18 protein-coding genes are annotated in these 16,730 nt (G+C 50.3%); 8 read left to right on the top strand and 10 right to left on the bottom strand.

Translation table 11 applies throughout. The features are described 5' to 3' along the window. Positions 1-55 precede the first annotated feature (55 nt). Positions 56-1,297 (bottom strand): ABC transporter substrate-binding protein, encoded by a 1,242-nt coding sequence (locus AAC622_RS02330; RefSeq protein ID WP_445322612.1) that lies wholly within the window; start codon positions 1,295-1,297, stop codon positions 56-58. An 89-nt stretch (positions 1,298-1,386) separates the two neighbouring features. Further along, complete coding sequence (locus AAC622_RS02325) at positions 1,387-2,436, bottom strand: ABC transporter ATP-binding protein (RefSeq protein ID WP_340260103.1); 1,050 nt, start codon at positions 2,434-2,436, stop codon at positions 1,387-1,389. Between the two features lie 160 nt (positions 2,437-2,596). Here AAC622_RS02325 and AAC622_RS02320 point away from each other — a divergent pair, with 160 nt between their 5' ends. Beyond that, entirely contained in the window at positions 2,597-3,586 is a 990-nt protein-coding gene (locus tag AAC622_RS02320) for a nuclear transport factor 2 family protein (RefSeq protein ID WP_340260102.1), read from the top strand. Between the two features lie 276 nt (positions 3,587-3,862). On the opposite strand, the gene AAC622_RS02315 is transcribed toward AAC622_RS02320, so the two are convergent. The 7 genes from AAC622_RS02315 to AAC622_RS02285 all read right to left on the bottom strand — a co-directional run bounded on the left by AAC622_RS02315 (position 3,863) and on the right by AAC622_RS02285 (position 11,116). Then, entirely contained in the window at positions 3,863-5,482 is a 1,620-nt protein-coding gene (locus AAC622_RS02315) for a dihydroxyacetone kinase subunit DhaK (protein ID WP_340260101.1), read from the bottom strand. A gap of 11 nt (positions 5,483-5,493) precedes the next feature. Beyond that, positions 5,494-6,489 (bottom strand): ABC transporter ATP-binding protein, encoded by a 996-nt coding sequence (locus AAC622_RS02310; protein ID WP_340260100.1) that lies wholly within the window; start codon positions 6,487-6,489, stop codon positions 5,494-5,496. Next, the gene (locus AAC622_RS02305; RefSeq protein ID WP_340260099.1) at positions 6,482-7,579 is read right to left on the bottom strand and encodes an ABC transporter ATP-binding protein; all 1,098 of its coding nucleotides are present in this window, start codon (positions 7,577-7,579) and stop codon (positions 6,482-6,484) included. The genes AAC622_RS02310 and AAC622_RS02305 overlap by 8 nt, the downstream gene beginning before the upstream one ends. Before the next feature lie 3 nt (positions 7,580-7,582). Next, positions 7,583-7,771 (bottom strand): hypothetical protein, encoded by a 189-nt coding sequence (locus tag AAC622_RS02300; protein ID WP_340260098.1) that lies wholly within the window; start codon positions 7,769-7,771, stop codon positions 7,583-7,585. Then, a complete protein-coding gene (locus AAC622_RS02295) occupies positions 7,768-8,706 on the bottom strand; it encodes a carbohydrate ABC transporter permease (protein WP_340260097.1) in 939 nt (312 codons plus the stop codon). Before AAC622_RS02295 ends, AAC622_RS02300 begins: the two co-directional genes overlap by 4 nt. After that, complete coding sequence (locus AAC622_RS02290; RefSeq protein ID WP_340260096.1) at positions 8,703-9,650, bottom strand: carbohydrate ABC transporter permease; 948 nt, start codon at positions 9,648-9,650, stop codon at positions 8,703-8,705. The genes AAC622_RS02295 and AAC622_RS02290 overlap by 4 nt, the downstream gene beginning before the upstream one ends. A 143-nt stretch (positions 9,651-9,793) precedes the next feature. Next, on the bottom strand, positions 9,794-11,116 hold the full coding sequence (locus AAC622_RS02285) for an ABC transporter substrate-binding protein (protein WP_340260095.1): 1,323 nt from the start codon (positions 11,114-11,116) through the stop codon (positions 9,794-9,796). A gap of 174 nt (positions 11,117-11,290) precedes the next feature. Here AAC622_RS02285 and AAC622_RS02280 point away from each other — a divergent pair, with 174 nt between their 5' ends. Further along, complete coding sequence (locus AAC622_RS02280) at positions 11,291-12,370, top strand: LacI family DNA-binding transcriptional regulator (protein WP_340260094.1); 1,080 nt, start codon at positions 11,291-11,293, stop codon at positions 12,368-12,370. Positions 12,371-13,017: 647 nt separating this feature from the next. Here the strand turns inward: AAC622_RS02280 and AAC622_RS02275 are convergent. Next, a complete protein-coding gene (locus tag AAC622_RS02275) occupies positions 13,018-13,491 on the bottom strand; it encodes a winged helix-turn-helix transcriptional regulator (RefSeq protein ID WP_340260093.1) in 474 nt (157 codons plus the stop codon). Positions 13,492-13,670: 179 nt separating this feature from the next. Here AAC622_RS02275 and AAC622_RS02270 point away from each other — a divergent pair, with 179 nt between their 5' ends. The 6 genes from AAC622_RS02270 to AAC622_RS02245 all read left to right on the top strand — a co-directional run bounded on the left by AAC622_RS02270 (position 13,671) and on the right by AAC622_RS02245 (position 16,709). Further along, entirely contained in the window at positions 13,671-14,045 is a 375-nt protein-coding gene (locus tag AAC622_RS02270) for a hypothetical protein (protein ID WP_340260092.1), read from the top strand. A gap of 40 nt (positions 14,046-14,085) precedes the next feature. Then, a complete protein-coding gene (locus AAC622_RS02265; protein WP_340260091.1) occupies positions 14,086-14,574 on the top strand; it encodes a hypothetical protein in 489 nt (162 codons plus the stop codon). Between the two features lie 76 nt (positions 14,575-14,650). After that, positions 14,651-14,935 carry a hypothetical protein gene (locus AAC622_RS02260; protein ID WP_340260090.1) on the top strand — a complete coding sequence of 95 codons (285 nt, stop codon included), beginning with the start codon at positions 14,651-14,653 and terminating at the stop codon, positions 14,933-14,935. A gap of 90 nt (positions 14,936-15,025) precedes the next feature. Beyond that, positions 15,026-15,373, top strand: a complete 348-nt coding sequence (locus tag AAC622_RS02255; RefSeq protein ID WP_340260089.1) for a cupin domain-containing protein — start codon at positions 15,026-15,028, stop codon at positions 15,371-15,373. Positions 15,374-15,930: 557 nt separating this feature from the next. Beyond that, on the top strand, positions 15,931-16,143 hold the full coding sequence (locus AAC622_RS02250; protein WP_340252839.1) for a DUF2805 domain-containing protein: 213 nt from the start codon (positions 15,931-15,933) through the stop codon (positions 16,141-16,143). After that, positions 16,140-16,709: a pyridoxamine 5'-phosphate oxidase family protein gene (locus tag AAC622_RS02245; RefSeq protein ID WP_340260088.1), complete on the top strand. Its 570-nt coding sequence runs from the start codon at positions 16,140-16,142 to the stop codon at positions 16,707-16,709. The genes AAC622_RS02250 and AAC622_RS02245 overlap by 4 nt, the downstream gene beginning before the upstream one ends. Positions 16,710-16,730: the final 21 nt, after the last annotated feature.

Raw genomic sequence — 16,730 nt, 5'->3', positions numbered from 1 at the left:
CCTAAGCAAAAACATGCTTCGTGGGGCGGTGATCGCCCCACGAAAACTCACCAATTTATTGCAAATAGCCCTGCTCTCGCGCTGCTGCAGTGTAAGCGGCTTCAACGTCAGCGAGAGCTTGCTCTGCGCTTTCATTGCCTTGCATGAAATCAGCTAGTTCGTTGCCAAGGGCCGTGTGCATCAAACCCATGTATGGTAGCATCGGATAAGGAATTGTGCCCATCTCTGCTGCAGCGAACACACCAACTGCTGCAGGGGTAGGTTCATAACCCGGGATTAACCAAACAGCTAGGGTCCGGATATCTTCATTTTCCATTCGTGCAGGGCTGATGCCGTTCATCATCGCAATGAAAGTTGCTTCGGCTTCGGCGTCAGAGATATTTTTAGCAACGGTCCAACCGTCCCACCAAAGAGTTGATGCAGGGATGTCACCACCACCGACTGTCATTGGCGCGGCAATCGCAAAACCATCTACAACTTCTTGTGGTACACCATCTGCTTCAACCAAGGTGGCAGCTCGGCTACCCCACATGTTCATCAGCGCTACGTTTCCTGCACGATATTCGGCATTTGTTGCATTGCTATCGTGTGTCAGGAAATCCGGATTCATATACTCGGAGAGCGCCTTCATCATTTCCAACGTTTTAACACCAGCTTCGCTGTTTACAGTTGGTTCAGCGGAACCTTCCACGAAGAATTGTCCCCCGAAACCAAGGAACATGTTGTTAAATTCTTGTGCCAGGTTCCAACCTGCCGCGTAGGCACCGCCCACTGGGTTTTCCATGATGCCAGCAGCGCGAATAGCTTCAGCGGCTTCGAGCATCTCTTCGTAGGTCGCTGGTACATCTAGGCCAACTTGCTCCAAGACATCAGAGCGGTAAACTAGGTGTTGCGCATTTGCCATAAACGCGACTGCCATCACCTGACCGTTGATTGTTACTAACTGATTAGGCGCTAAGCCTTCGCCATATTTAGCAACAAGATCATCCAGAGGACGGATCACATCCTCGTTCATCAGTGCTACAATAGAAGAGTTGGCAATGATTGCAGACGTGTATTCCGCAGGATTTCCCGACATGCCCGCAACATTGATTTGCTGGTGGTCAGCCGTGAGATTTGTCGTCACTTCTGCTCCAGAACACTCTTGTGCACCCGCGCCAACAGACTGGATCGCAGGAAATTCATTCCCAACAATTGAGACACGTGCTTCGATTGAACAGCCGTGTCCACCTGCGAAAGACGCGGTTGTCATCAGTACAGCCAACGCCCCGGCAGTAGATAGAGTCTTGAGATACATTTTGCTTCTCCCGTTGGTGATGATGAAAACTAGCAAGATGCCATTCCCATCATATGCTCCCGCGCTTCTGCCACGGGCATGATTGAGGATTACTCCCCTGTGTTTGCACCTGTTTGTGCATCAAACAGATGGCATTGATCCGCTGAAACCTTGATCGATACCGCATCACCAATTTTCGCACGGAAACTCTTGTCTGTTTTGGCGCTGACCAGTGCGCCGCCAATCTTGAGACTGACCATGGTTGCCTCACCCAACAATTCGAGTGTGTAGATTGGCCCTTTGATTTGCCCCCCACGCGAAACAACAGAGGCGTCCTCTGCTCTAAAACCGAGCGTAACCAGGCCATTGGGGCCCTTTAGGCCAGAAATCTTTGTATTGGGTGCAGTGAACACACCACTCTGCAACTCGCCCTCTATAAGGTTCATTGCAGGGTTACCGATGAAACTGGCTACAAAGGTGTTAGCCGGGCGGTCATAGATCTCCGTTGGCGTGCCGACTTGTTGAACAACACCATGGTTCATCACTACCACACGGTCAGCTAACGTCATGGCTTCAATTTGATCGTGTGTCACGTAGACAGTCGTAACTTTCAGCTCATGAGATAAATTCTTGATCTGAGCTCGCGTAGAAACACGCAACTTCGCATCCAAGTTCGAGAGGGGCTCGTCCATCAGAAATACATTTGGTTCGCGCACAATGGCCCGCGCCAGTGCAACGCGTTGGCGTTGCCCGCCCGAGAGCTCAGCAGGTCTACGGTGCAAAAAGGGCTCCAACTCTACCATACGCGCAGCCTTCATGACTTTTTCATCATGCAGCTTTTGGGCAATTTTACGGACTTTTAGAGGGAAGCGAATGTTTTCATAGACATTCATGTTTGGGTACAGGCCATAGCTTTGAAAAACCATGGCCACATCGCGGTCTTTCGGCTCTAGGCCATTCACCACCTTATCCCCAATTAAGATTTCTCCGTCGGTCGGGTCTTCTAGACCAGCAATCATGCGCATTGTCGTCGTTTTACCACAGCCGGATGGACCAAGCAGAACCAAGAACTCCTCATCGGCAATAGTGAGATCAAACCGATCAACGCCGATGAAACTGCCCCATCTCTTTGAGATGTTGCGCAACTGGACTTCTGCCATGAACCCTCCCAAGGCACGCTTTGCATACGTTTGCGAAGGCTAGACAATAGCGCGACATCTTGGCAAGATTTTTTTGCAAGCGTATGCAATGTTCGTGGACTAAAATCGCTACACGGCAAATGTTTACACAGTAAAACGCTTATAAAAGGCAAATTTCCAAATGGATTTTCAAGCTGAGAAAGAACTCGTACTGAGCTTTTATAAAGCGCTCGAGAACGCAGCGCTGAGCGAATCGAGTGCCGTGTTCGAGAACTATTGCTCCACAGATTGGCTGTGGCGCGGTGTTCATCCCTTTGATGTCCAAACTGGTCCTGTCGCGGTTGACGCTATTTTTTGGTCAGGTTTTTCTCATGCATTCTCTAGCCTACAACGTCGCATGGATATGTTCATGGCCGGCGAAAATTGGTTATCCGAGACAAAGGAAACCTGGGTAACAAGCATGGGCCATTTTATGGGCTTATTTGACAACCCTTGGCTAGGCATCAAACCGACACACAAGTTGGTACTGCTACGCTACGCAGAATTTCACCGCATTAAGGCGGGAAAAATCGTAGAAACGGCGTTGTTTTTGGATATCCCAGCGCTGATGATGCAAGTTGGCTTACGGCCGTTCCCAGACCAAACAGCGGCGCAGGTCGTTCATCCCGGCCCACTTCCCCATGATGCAATAATGACGGCATCACAGCCTGCCAGTGAAGGCGCAAAAACACTCGCAGCCATAAACCAAATGATCTCTGATCTTGGCCAATGGAAATCTGGACTTCCGCTAGAGGAAGAACTTGCCAGATCATGGCACAAAGACATGGTTTGGTGGGGGCCAGCAGGAATTGGAGCTACATACACGATTGAACGTTATGCCAAACAGCATTCCGGGCCATTTCGTGCTGCCTTTTCTGAACGCAGCGGTACAGGGCACGTGTGTCGCTTTGCCGAGGGGCACTACGGCGGCTTTTTCGGTTGGCCAAATTTCACGGCCAAGCCAACTGGTGGGTTTCTTGGAATGCCTGCGTCAGACAAGGCCGGAGAATTTAGGGTGGTTGATATTTATCGCCGACGGGATGACAAGCTGATCGAGAATTGGGTGTTCATCGATCTTCTACATTACCTAAAAACTCAAGGACTTGATGTTTTGCAGCGCCAACAGTCTTAGAAATTTTAGGATTTATACTAGTATTATCATTCTCTAAAAAGCCGAGAGCTTGTTGCCCTATCAGACAAAATCGGGACCACCCGGTTACGGATAAACCCGGTTCTACTGGTTCGATAAAAGTGGTTGCGGGGGCGGGATTAAGCCAATGTCGAACTCAAATTAACCAATGAGCAGTTTGAAGCATTCAGACTCGCGATCCAATCAGTAAAATTGCGTAGGTCTGGATCGCCCACCTGATGTTCGAGATGGGCGTCAAGAGTTTGATGTGACATTTGTTTAGCTTGCCAAATGTTCGAATAAACGAGCGACTGCCTCAGCGCCAGGATCAATATGACCTTCCAACTGTTCAGCGTTGATGTAGCTGGCTCGGCCCGCCTTGGCAGAGGTAATCGTGGCTGTGTAATCTGCGCCTTTGCGAGCTGCAGCGGCGGCGGCGGCAATACCCTCACCCAGCACCTGTAAAGCTGGCTGCAAAGCATCGACCATCGTACGGTCTCCCGGATTAGCCCCACCAATCTGGCGCATTCTGTCTAGTCCCGTCTGCAGCGCATCCTTCATCGGCAGTCCAGAGGATGAGGCATCACCAGCCGCTGCAAAAAAGATCGCCAAAAGTACTCCGGACGAACCGCCCATAGTCTGACTCAACTCCAGCCCGATTGCCCGATACAGCTGCGTATGATCAGCCAGGGGAAGCTTGTCCATCGCCTCAATCAAAGCGCGGGATGCGGTTGCAAGGGTTGATCCTGTGTCGCCGTCCCCTGATTTGGCGTCAAGCAGATTCAGATCTATCTCTGATGCGATCAGCACGTTGCAACACGCCGTTAGGAAGGCCTTTGTCGGCTCATGCTGAGAGGCGGGCGCGCGAATAGGCGACAAGCCATCGGGCAAAGCAAGAAACTTGGGCGTCTGACGCCGGTTGCAGCCCGGCCACGCAGGCACGCCAACAGGTTGTGCCAGCAGGTCTGCATCTCCGTTGGAAAGTTCCATTAAAGAGATCGAGAATCCATGCATATCGAGTGCAGTCATCATTGCATCAGGACCAATCACATACTGGATTTGCTGACCCACTTCCGACGCGAGCAATGTATTGGTCAGGATCGACATTTCAAGGAAGGATGTCCCGCCTAGGTTATTGATCAACGCAACGTGCGGCGTCTTGGGCATGCCTGCTAATAGCTTTTTCGTCATCAGCGCGATTGCGTCTCTTGCCCCACTTGAGGCGACTTGTTCAACACCTGCTTCCCCGTGAATACCAAGGCCAAGTTCCGCCATCCCAAGGGGGATCCGATCCTCTTTCAAAGACCCAGGAACAGTGCATGTATCAAGCGACATCCCTATAGACCGCGTTGCCTTTCTGACCCGTTCGGCAGCCAACGTACAGGCCTCAAGGCTTGCTCCATTCTCGGCCATAGCTCCTACAATCTTGTGGACGAATAGGGTTCCTGCCACCCCCCGCGCCTGAGGCAGGTCCGGAAGGGCTACATCATCGTCCACAATCACCATGGACACCTTCAATCCAAACGACCGAGCTCGCTCGGCAGCAAGACCAAAGTTCAAGCGGTCGCCCGTGTAGTTCTTTACAATTAGCAAACAGCCGGCTGCGCCTGTGACGGCAAGAATACCGGCCAATACCGCATCAACAGAGGGCGAGGCAAAGACATCGCCACAGACAGCTGCAGTCAACATCCCTTCACCAACAAACCCCGCATGCGCTGGCTCATGGCCGGAACCACCACCAGAAACCAATGCAACCTTGGATTTGTCCCAATCAGACCGAACGACAACCCGTATGTGTGGATAACCGTCCAATCGAGTCAGCTTCCCGCCAGAAGCGGCAATCGTTCCGTCGATTGCCTGTGTGACCATATCCTCTTTTGCATTAATAAAGTGTTGCATTGTGTCCTCCTTTAGGCCACGCGCGCGCCATCGGCGTCAAAGTAGTACGGATTTTTAGGTTTTATTTTGACCACATCGCCTTGATTCAACGTTGTATGAGCGTCGGTCACCGTGATCAGCTCGTGGTTCTTGAGTACAATGTGAAGGCGGGTCTGATCACCCAGATGCTCAACCCGGGTTACGATGCTATCCTCACCCTCGCCCTGCAAGATATGTTCAGGTCGCAAGCCGATTAAGACCGCCCCAAGGGGTGCACGCCCAAACACATCTGCAGGAAGTATGTTTATGCGAGGCTGGCCCAAGCGGCTGGCAGCGTAAATGCTTACTGGGTTTTGATAAACCTCGCGCGGGGTACCGAATTGCACCAACCTGCCATGATCCAGCACACCTACGTGGGTCGCCATGGTCATCGCTTCGATTTGGTCATGGGTGACGTAAAGAAAAGTAGCGCCCGTATTTGCCTGAATGCTCTTCAATTCGATGCGCAGATCAGATCGCAGCTTGGCATCAAGCGAGCTCAGCGGTTCGTCCATCAAATAGACGGATGGGTTGCGAACAAGCGCCCGCCCGATCGAAACACGTTGCATCTCGCCCCCCGACAAGGCAGTTGCCTTGTTGTCCAGTTTGTGGCTGATCTGCAGAACTTCTGCCACCTCACCAACTTTTTGGTCGATGACCCACTGTGGCGTTTTCAAGATCGGAGATTTCAGTGGGAACTCAAGGTTCTGGCGAACTGTCAAATGCGGATAAAGAGAATACTGCTGGAACACCATCGCAACATCACGTTGCGCAGGCGCAAGACCCGTCATGTCACGGCCTCCAATCATGACAGTTCCGGCGTCCGGCTTGTCGAGACCTGACACCATCCGTAGGGTTGTAGTCTTCCCTGCACCCGTCGGGCCAAGCAGCACCACAAAAGATCCATCTGGCACTGTCATCGTGACAGAGTCCAAAGCGGTCTCTTCGCCAAAGGACTTTGACACAACGTTTAAAGTTACATCAGCCATTTGACAAAACCTCCATATTTGAAACGCTTTTGAGCGCCTTGCCGTTTTCCGCGTTAAAGAGGGTGATAGTGCGTGCATCGAAATAAAGGCCCGTTTGATCACCAACATTGATGCGATCAGCTGATGACAAGCGTGCCTTTACCGCGCCATTGGCGGTCTCCAGCGTCACTATCTGGGTCGTACCAAGATACTCGGTGGCAATCACACGTCCTCGGAAAGGCGCGCCGTCATCAAGCCGCACATGCTCGGGCCGGATACCAAATGTAATCGCGCCGCTTATCCCTTCCCGGATCTCTGGCACAGTTATCGAAACGTCATTCATCCGAACCTCGGTTGAACCGGTTCCTGCCACACCATTAAAGTCGAGAAAGTTCATAGCAGGGGAGCCAATGAACTGCGCCACAAACTTGGTCGCAGGCCAGTCATAAATGTCTTGCGGTACGCCGAATTGCTCAACGACACCGTGATTCATAACCACAATCTTATCACCCATTTGCATTGCCTCTAACTGGTCATGGGTCACATAAACAGTGGTTGCACTCATGCGGTTATGCAGTGCTCGGAGTTCTTCGGACATGCGTTCACGGAATTCGGCATCCAGCGCGCCCAACGGTTCATCCATCAAGAAAGCTTTGGGGTCCCGGACAATCGCACGACCAAGGGCCACACGCTGACGGTCACCGCCTGACAGCCCGCCCACAGGTTTGTTCAGGATATCGGTGATGCCAAGAATTTCGGCTATCTCTCCGACTTTCTTTTTTACCTGTGCTTTTGGCATTCCCTGGCTCAGCAGGGGATAGCTGATGTTCTTACCGACATTCATGTGCGGATACAGAGCAAACATTTGGAACACAAAGGCAATATCGCGTTGGCTGGCGGGCTTTTGGCCCACCTCTTCACCATCGATGAAAATCTCGCCCGATGTGGGTAACTCCAACCCCGCCATCATACGCAGAGTTGTTGTCTTGCCACAGCCTGACGGGCCGAGCAGCATGAAAAATTCGCCGTCTTCGATCGTGAAGGTGGAAGACTGAACGGCCGTGAAAGCCCCGAAATCCTTGCGCACGTTTTCAATTCGAATCTGGGCCATGAGTTACTCCGGGAAGTGGCTGACGATAATGAACATCACTGTCCCGACTAGGGTGACAATAAAGGAGTAGGTGTAGAGTCCGATGGCAATTGGCTGCATCAGCATAATGACCCCCACAGCAATAAGGATTGAGGCCACCATTTCCCACGGGCCACGGCGAAGCCGTAGCAGGCCATCGATAAAACTGGTCATTTGCGTACCGCTCCGAAGGTAATGCCGCGCAGCAGATGTTTACGAAGAAGTACGGTGAACACCATTACTGGGACTAGAAAAATCGTGGCACCAGCGGCCACAGCAGGCCAGTCCTTACCGTTCACACCAATGATATTTGGGATAAATGGTGGTGCTGTTTGTGCTTCGCCCGAGGTCAGCAGGACCGCAAAGGCGTATTCATTCCAGGCAAAGATCAAACAGAAAATTGCGGTGGAGGCGATGCCCGTGGCTGCCTGTGGCAAAACCACCTTGTAGAAGGCTTGGAACCTCGTATAGCCGTCGATCAGCGCCGCCTCTTCATATTCTATTGGGATTTCGTCAATGAAACCTTTCAACAGCCAAACCGACAAAGACAGATTCACGGCCGTGTAAAGCAGGATCATGCCGAGGTGTGTGTCATTCAGGCCCAGATTGCGGAACATCAGGAAGATTGGGATAGCGACCGCGATTGGCGGCATCATCCTCGTGGACAGTATGAAGAACAGTAGATCATTCTTCAAAGGGATCCGAAATCGGCTGAAGGCGTAAGCGGCAGCGGTTCCAAGGATCATGCACAGCGCCGTTGATCCGAAGCCAATGATCACAGAGTTAAGAAACCGCTCGCCATAGCGTGACGGGCCCGAAATGACCGTGCCGCGTTCTCTCACGATTTGTTCATACCACGTCTGTGGCTGTCCTGCGGCCTCCAGCATGTCATCGGTTGCACGGGTGCGATCAGTAAACAGGTTCACATAGCCTTCAAGCGTCGGCTCAAATATGACAACAGGCGGATATGCGATCGAGTCGGGCGGTGATTTGAAACCCGTCGCGATGATCCAAAGCAGTGGGATAATTGAGCAGACCGCATAGGTAACAACCAGAATACCAGCGAACCACTTGGTCCCTTTGGTCGGTTCAGTGACAGAAAAGCTCATCTTTCTTTCACCTTGTTGAGCGCCTTGACGTATACTGACGCGAGGCCGAAGACGGTGACAAAGAGGATTACAGCATAAGCCGAGGAATAGCCGGTGCGCCATTTCTCGAAGGCTTCGCGTTTGAGGTCGATGGAGGTCAGCGTGGTCGTGTTACCCGGACCGCCGCCGGTGAGTTGAACGACCAGATCGAACATCTTGAAGTTTTCAATCCCTCTGAACAAAACTGCCAGCATCAAAAAAGGCAGAGCCATAGGAACGGTTATTGTCCAAAATTGTCGCCATTTGCTGGCGCGGTCGCATTCGGCAGCTTCATAAATGCTGTCGGGAATAGACCTGAGGCCTGCCAGACAGATCAGCATTACAAACGGAGTCCACATCCAAGTATCTGCGATGATAATTGCCCAAGGCGCGAGATGCACGTCACCAATCATCGAGAAACTTGCCGGATCAGCGCCCGTAAAAAAGGCTACCACGTAATTAAACAGGCCAATTTGAGGCTGGTAAAGGAACGTCCAGAAGTTTCCAACAACAGCAGGTGACAACATCATAGGAAAGACGATGATCGTCGTCCAAAGGTCATTGCCCTTGAATTTCTTGTTAATGAGATATGCCAGTGCAAAACCAATGAGGACTTGTAAGACAATCGTCCAAATCAAGAAATGTGCAGTTGCCTGCATTGTAATCCAGATATCCGAATCATTCAAAATTCGTTCATAATTTCGTAGACCAACCCATTCGACATCGTTATTCGGTCGGTTCACCCGATAGTCGGTAAAGCTCAGCCGGATCGTCCAGATCAGCGGGAAGATGTTCACGGCAAGAAGCAAAAAGATTGTCGGCGCAACAAAAATCCAAGCGATTGTACGATCCGATAAACCTTTAATCTTGCATGCTATGCGATCGGGTGTCGTTGCCGCCACATGGTCTAGTGGAGAAGTCGTCATTTGGTCTTCCTGTGATGCAAATTTGCGTGGGGTATTTTGCATCATGCAAATATTTAAGGATATTCCCCAGCCAAAGTTTTTGTTCGGCTGGGGAAGTCAGACCCCGTGCTTACAGCGTGGGGAGACCTGACAGGGAGGAGTGCTCAGAGCTTGCCTTCATCTTCGAAGACTTCTGTCCAGTCCTGAACCAAACCGTCAAGCGCCTCTTGAGCCGTACCTTCACCCGCCACCACGTAATTGTGGATACGCTCCTGCATCGGGATCAATAGGTCAGCATAAGCAGGCTCGGCCCAGAAGTCTTTGACGATCGCCATGCTATCAAGAAAAGTCTGCGCGTAAGGCTGGCTCGTGGCAAAGCTCGGGTCTTCCACCACTGCACTTAGTGCAGAATAACCACCCAGTTCCCACCAACGGGCCTGCACTTCAGGCTGAGCGAACCATTGGATATATTCCAGCGCCGCCTCTTGTTTCTCGGAATAAGCAACTACTGAGATGCCTTGTCCGCCAAGCTGAGCAAATTGACCTGCAGGGCCAGCAGGGTTGGGGAAATAGCCGGAGTTTCCGCCACCAACGTTCTCATCTGCTTCGACACCAGGCCAGATGAAGGCAAAGTTCATCTGCATGGCGACCTGACCAGAACGATAGGCGTCGATGTTTTCGCCCATATACCAGTTGGACGATCCCGGAGGGGTACCAGTATCATAAAGCTCTTTGTAAGCCTCAAGACCGGCTGCGGCCTCGGCTGAGTTTACAAAACCAGCCAAGTCATAAGGCTGATCGGGGTTTTCGTACTGGAAGCCGTAATTATAAAGCCAGTTGGTCACACCCATAGTGATGCCTTCCGACCCACGTTCGGTATAGATCGCGGCACCGTAGACAGTGGTGCCGTCAATGTCGCGGCCCTGGAAGAATTGCGCGATGTCCGTTAGCTGTTCAAGAGACGCTGGCACACCCAACTCATAGCCGTATGTGTCCATGAATTCAGCCTGCAGCTCGGGACGTTCAAACCAATCCTTGCGGTAGGTCCACCCTACAACGTCGCCAAAAGCCGGGAGCGCATAGTAGTTTGGCGTGTTCTTGGGCCATTCTGCATACCCGGTCACTGTCGCTGGGATAAAATCGCCCATGTCGATGCCGTTTGCATCAAAAAAGTCATTCAGTTTGATGTAGTGGCCGTTTTCAGCGCCGCCGCCTATCCACTGACTGTCGCCTATCATCAGATCGCAAAGTTTACCGCCAGAGTTTAATTCGTTCAACATGCGGTCAGCAAAGCTTGTCCATGGCACGAACTCAAAGCTCATGTTATGGCCAGATTGCTCTTCGAAATCCTTGGACAGCTCAATCAGCGCATTTGCAGGATCCCATGCGGCCCAGCAAAGTGTCAAATCTTCAGCCACCGCGGCTGTCGACAGGCCAGACGCCAAAACCGCGCCCGCCGCCACAGATGTTAGAAGCGTATTTTTCATAAGGATATGTCCTCCCTGGTGCGTCAAGTCCAGCCTCCTCGCCAGACTCATTGTATAATCTTATTATTTGAGACACGTGCCTCATTGCAAGATATTTCTGATGCACGTGCCTCAATTTATGATAAGACATATCTCATGACACCTCAGAAACAGAACAAAGGATGAAGGTTTTAGATGCTGCAAACGTCTGATAAACTTTCCGCATCTTCAGACAGTTATGATGATCGCCTTATGCTTCGGCCAACGACAAAAGACCTAGCTAAAGCAGCCGGTGTTAGCCGTGCAACCGTAGATCGTGTCCTGAATGGCCGCGATGGCGTTAAGAAAAATACCGTCGAAAAGGTGAATGCTGCTATAAAAGAACTAGGCTTCACACGAAACATTCAGGCCGCAAACCTGGCCAAGTCAAAGCGCTATCGATTCGTCTTCGCCCTACCCAGATCGGGTGATGAGTTCCTCCAAGAGATCATCCAGCACATCCGCGATGGCGAAGAAGCGTTTGCCCAGGAACAAATCTGGTGTGACGTCCATCAGATCGACGAGAATGATCCGCATAGCATCGCTTCGTTTCTTGGCTCACTGGACCCGGACATAGTGACAGGGGTCGCCATAATGGCCCCCGAGTATCCACAAGTACGGGATGCCATTTTTCGCCTGAAGGAACGCGGGGTTGCGGCCCTCCCCTTTATCGCAAACCAAACAACAATGGACACGGATTGGATTGGCATCGACAACAAGGCTGCAGGCGCAACAGCCGCAGTTCTTCTAGGTCGATTTTGTGCAAATAAATCCGGTTCCATTCTCGTAATTGCTGAAAGCATGCAATCCCGAGACAGCCTTGAACGCCGTTTAGGTTTTGACGCAGAGCTCTGTGCGTGCTTTCCAAACTTGACGGCACTTCCATCACTGGAGACTTATGGTGACAAAGAGCGTGCCGATAAGATCATAACCAACATTGTCAGGAACAACCCCAAAATTGTCGGCATCTATGTCATTTCGTCCGAGGCACGGGTGCCGCTTACGACACTGGAAGGGTTGCCGTTAGCACCTGAGGTCGTTCGAATTGCGCATGAACGCACGCCTTTCACTGTGGCTGCGTTACATGACGGGCGATTGGACTGTGTTATCGCTCAGAATACCGGGCACCTCGTACGAAGTGCTACTAGAAAACTCAAAGCAATTTCCGACAAAAGCATTACACACACCCAGCAAGATCGCATTCGCGTCGAAATCCTAATGCGTACCAACTTATAGAAATGAGGCGGCAGAAATGCCCTCGTTCGGTTTTGGCAATTCAAACAGAAAGTCCGCTGTACGAGAAGCCCAAATCATCATTGAAAAATGGGGGCAGCACTGCAACACAAAGAGACCACTCAGTGCAGTGGGCCATCGCCCGCCAGGTCCCCAAACCATCCTACAAATGGATCAGAGGCCAGATATGCACTAACTTTAAACTTGGACCGATCAAATGAGGCCGCTCAAAACGTCAGTGATTTTCACCAATCAAGCAAGTAAAAAAGTGGTTGCGGGGGCAGGATTAAGCCTTTGTCGAACTCAAATTAACCAACGAGAAGTTTGACGCATTCAAACGCGCGATTTTTCAAATGCTGCCCATGCTTCTTCAAAGGCATTAAAGTCAAAATTTTCACCGCGTGCGGGGCCTAATATTAATTGTTGCGTCTTTATGCGCGGTTACGAGAGATATTCTGGCGGCTGGTGTGCGGGGTTTGGGACGGGCGCCACCCTTGCGTCTATTAAACTTGTATCCCACTGCTGACCAACAGGATTGCCCACCTGAATAGCCCTCCAACCCAAGGTCGCGAACTTTTTCCACGATATAAGTGTCGTGTAAAGGGGAGCAGTCCCCGCCCTGGAGTTTCGAAGCTATAGACCAAATCTATTCAAATTTTAACTTTTGACGCCCACCAAAACGGCTCTGGATTTACTGTTTTCGAAATATGTATTTTCTCAAGATTTTCCAAAACCGAGTTGATGGCGACCTGGTCATTATCAATATATGGTCGCGTCATCGCCACAACCTGTTTTGACGGATTCCTAAATTGCGCTGTCCAAGCTGCCATTTTGAAAATAATTGGCACAAAAGCTATGCCGGCCTCGGTCAAACTATAGAGCTTTTTTTGGGCGTGGGATGCATCACCAGAAACCTCAAGCATTCCTAATTGACACATTCTCTGCAAACGAGAAGACAGGGCGCCTGATGATATTTTTTCATTATTATTTTTCAATAAATCATTAAATGTCCGACGGTCAAAAAGAGCGATGTCTCTTATAATTACCGGGATCCATTTATCGCCAAACAAGTACGATCCCAAAGCGATGGGACACAGATCTTCCTCTTCACTTAAATCCAGCATTGCAACGTACCCCTGTAAAAACCGCTTCAACCTTTAGACTAGATTGCCGGGTGAGTGGGTGCAAGCCTGATCGGGCATCATCGGGAAAAGATACCCTGCTGGTGCAAGCTCAACCGCTGAAGTGAAGGTTTCACCAGTGGATAATATCTACGAATAGTCAAGCTAAGATAGGAGAAAACATGAGCGTGAAACTGAAGCAACGAACTTTCAATTTCGCTCTGTCAGTACCGTTAGATGCGGCAGATGAAGTTGAAACCGCAATATCAGATCATGCCACTTGGATGCGAGAAACACATAGCTACGACGACAGCAAAATACAGCTCGTTCACTATTACGTGTCAAAAGCACATGAGCTTGTAAACATCGCTGACCCCAGTCAGGGCACGACCAATCAGGTTCTCTATTCTATCAACGAAGTCTACGTAATGGACGAAGGCTTAGACCAGCACCTTGTCGCAGGACAAAGCTGGAAAAACTTCCAATCGTTTGTCGGCACAATCACTGAATTTGGGAGTGTTCTGATTGCCAATGGTGAGGTCATTGAGACGCTCTGACCTTGGCATATCAACAGAAAGTCGACTTAAACCTTCAATTATGGAAATTCAAAATATGCGTAATTTATCAAAATGGACGGCACTTTTTTTGGCATGCAGCACCAGCCCTTTATTAGCAGACGGACATGCAGGTCTGTGGAACATGGTTGGCCTTGCAAATACGCCATCAACGATGGCAATGATCGAAGGCACCACCGGTTCAATCATGATGGCATCTTCTACCGACCTGTGGGATTGGTCTGCCGCACCTGAGGGATTCCCATCACTTGTCACTGCGGAGTGCACTCAATCTGTTGCACTCACAACCAATGGACAGCCAGTTGGTGGTGTGGGCGTTTGCAGCATGATGGATCCCGACGGAGATTTAGCCATATACTTTGGCGAGATCACCCCGAATATGGAATACATTGGGTCACTGACTGCTGGCAGCGGGAAGTATGAACCTTATGTTGGCCAAAAATTCATTGGGACAGTCACCGGTATGCTGAGCACAGGACAGCAAATGTACCACGTAGTCCCGGCCGACTAAAATCTTACCTCAATAAATTAACGCCCTGCCCCCACAGAGGTCACGGTGCATAACTCCCAGAGAAAGGAAGCCCATTATGATAGTAAAACTTACGCAGGATTTGGCTCGTGGCTTTAAACCATGGAAAGACATGTTTCATGAGAATGAGGCCGCACTAAATGCCCTTGGAGGAAAGCTCGTTTTCGCAGGCACCGAAAAAGATAACGACAATAAGTTAACCGTTATAATCGATTTTGACTCCCCCGAAGCCTTGAAGGCTTTTGGCGGCCACGAGGAACTTAAAGCCAAAAGAGCCGCCGCAGGCGCTATCTTGGAAACAACTGTGGTGACACCCATGAGTGGAGAGTCTTTCACTAAGTGACGCAGAGATAATTGAAGCAAATATGACAGTGCTGATTGTCCTGAGTTTATCCCAAATATCTCGCCTAACTACAAAATAAGGACCAAAAATATGCCCATCGAAGTGAAAAGTTTTGCGTCACAGGCAGACGAAGCCAAGGACATGCCCAATGCGCGTATGGAGGCCGTGAACGTACTCGGTCAGCGAGTGATGAAGTTGACGCTTGCACCAGAGTGGAAATGGTCAAAGGACATTAAGCCACTTGTTGGTACGCCTAGCTGCAAAGCCACACATACTGGTGTGATAGTTGAAGGTACTATTCATTGTATTTGCGAGGACGGCTCCGAAGCCACCTACACTGCGGGTGACGCATATGCCATTTCACCCAATCATGATGCTTGGTGTGTCGGTGGAAAGCGTGCAGTTGTATACGAATTCGCAGGAATGTGGGGGGAATAGAAATGTCTCTATACCAAAAACTAAAAAAAGTCATCGAGGCCCGAGATTTCGAGGGTTATATTGAGCTCATTCATGAAGACGCGGAAATTGTATTTCACAAATCGGGTAGAAAACTCACCAAAAGTGAGTGGGGGCCGATGTTTTCTACGATGATGGAAAACCCAAAGTTCGTAACCAATTCGTCGCGATGTGTTTACGAAAATAGTGAAATTATGGTCTCACATAATTTCAATTCGTATCCCGACGACACAAAAGAAGCGGTTATGCTGGTTTGCATGCTTAAAGACGGAAAAATTATTCGCATGGAAACAGGGGCGACCCCTCTTTAATAAATGCATGATGCAACCAATGATTAAAAGAAGGCGAGGCCCAGCCAAGGCAGCCTCGCCTTTTGAGTATTGGCGTTTTAGCACTTATGAAGCGGCCCAATTTTATCAGCCACAAGAAAAAAATTAGGCGCCAACTCACCGAAGGCTCCCATTACGCTATGCTTTCTGCGCTATATTGAACTTTGTTCGTGACTTGACTTACTGCTCAAGAAAAACACCTCCCCTCCTATGAAAAATAAAAATATTAACCCTGTACTGGTCAGCGAAATTATCGAAATGGCGCTGAGTGATCATGTGACCTTCGATCAGATCCGCGGCTTACATGGACTTGAACCAGATGAGGTAAAGGCACTGATGCGTAAACATTTGAAGCGTGGCAGTTACCTTGCTTGGCGGAGACGCGTACGTACATTTTCTGATCGTCGCGAGATCTATAAATGAACTCAGATCCTAATTCATGGGCGCATGATCTGTCTCAGTTATACGCTGAAACTTGGAGGCGCCTGATACGCGGTGTCGACGACCGCCATGCCCCAGCGCGGCACCCAACCTTGGCAACAGTAAATAGCGAGGGAAAGCCACAAGCGCGGACGGTCGTGTTACGAGCAGCTGATCAACGTTCGGCCACTCTGGATATACATACCGATTCACAATCCAAAAAGGTCACAGACTTGACCATCACACCTTATGCGGCACTCCACATATGGGATCCATCAGCCCATTTGCAGATGCGGCTCGAGGCAGAAGTAAACGTCCTGACGGGCGATGAGGCAGAACAGATATGGGAGAAGGTCCCTGAAGTATCACGCTTATCATACGGAATAAGCCCACCACCCGGCGAACCTATTCCAACAGCACTGGATTATTTGAAAAATGCCGACCCAGCATCTTTTGCCGTGTTGCGGTTAGAACTATCATGCATTGATGCGTTGCATCTTGGTCAAAACCATCGTCGAGCGCGCTTTAGCCGTGGCGATAACTGGTCAGGGACTTGGGTCGCACCCTGAGCTTTGACTATTTGAAGAGAT

This window comes from Roseobacter sp. HKCCA0882, from assembly GCF_037805225.1.
Taxonomy (GTDB): Bacteria; Pseudomonadota; Alphaproteobacteria; order Rhodobacterales; family Rhodobacteraceae; genus M30B80.
The sequence above is the reverse complement of the archived record's forward strand: the minus strand, read 5'-3'. Positions and strand labels throughout refer to the sequence as shown.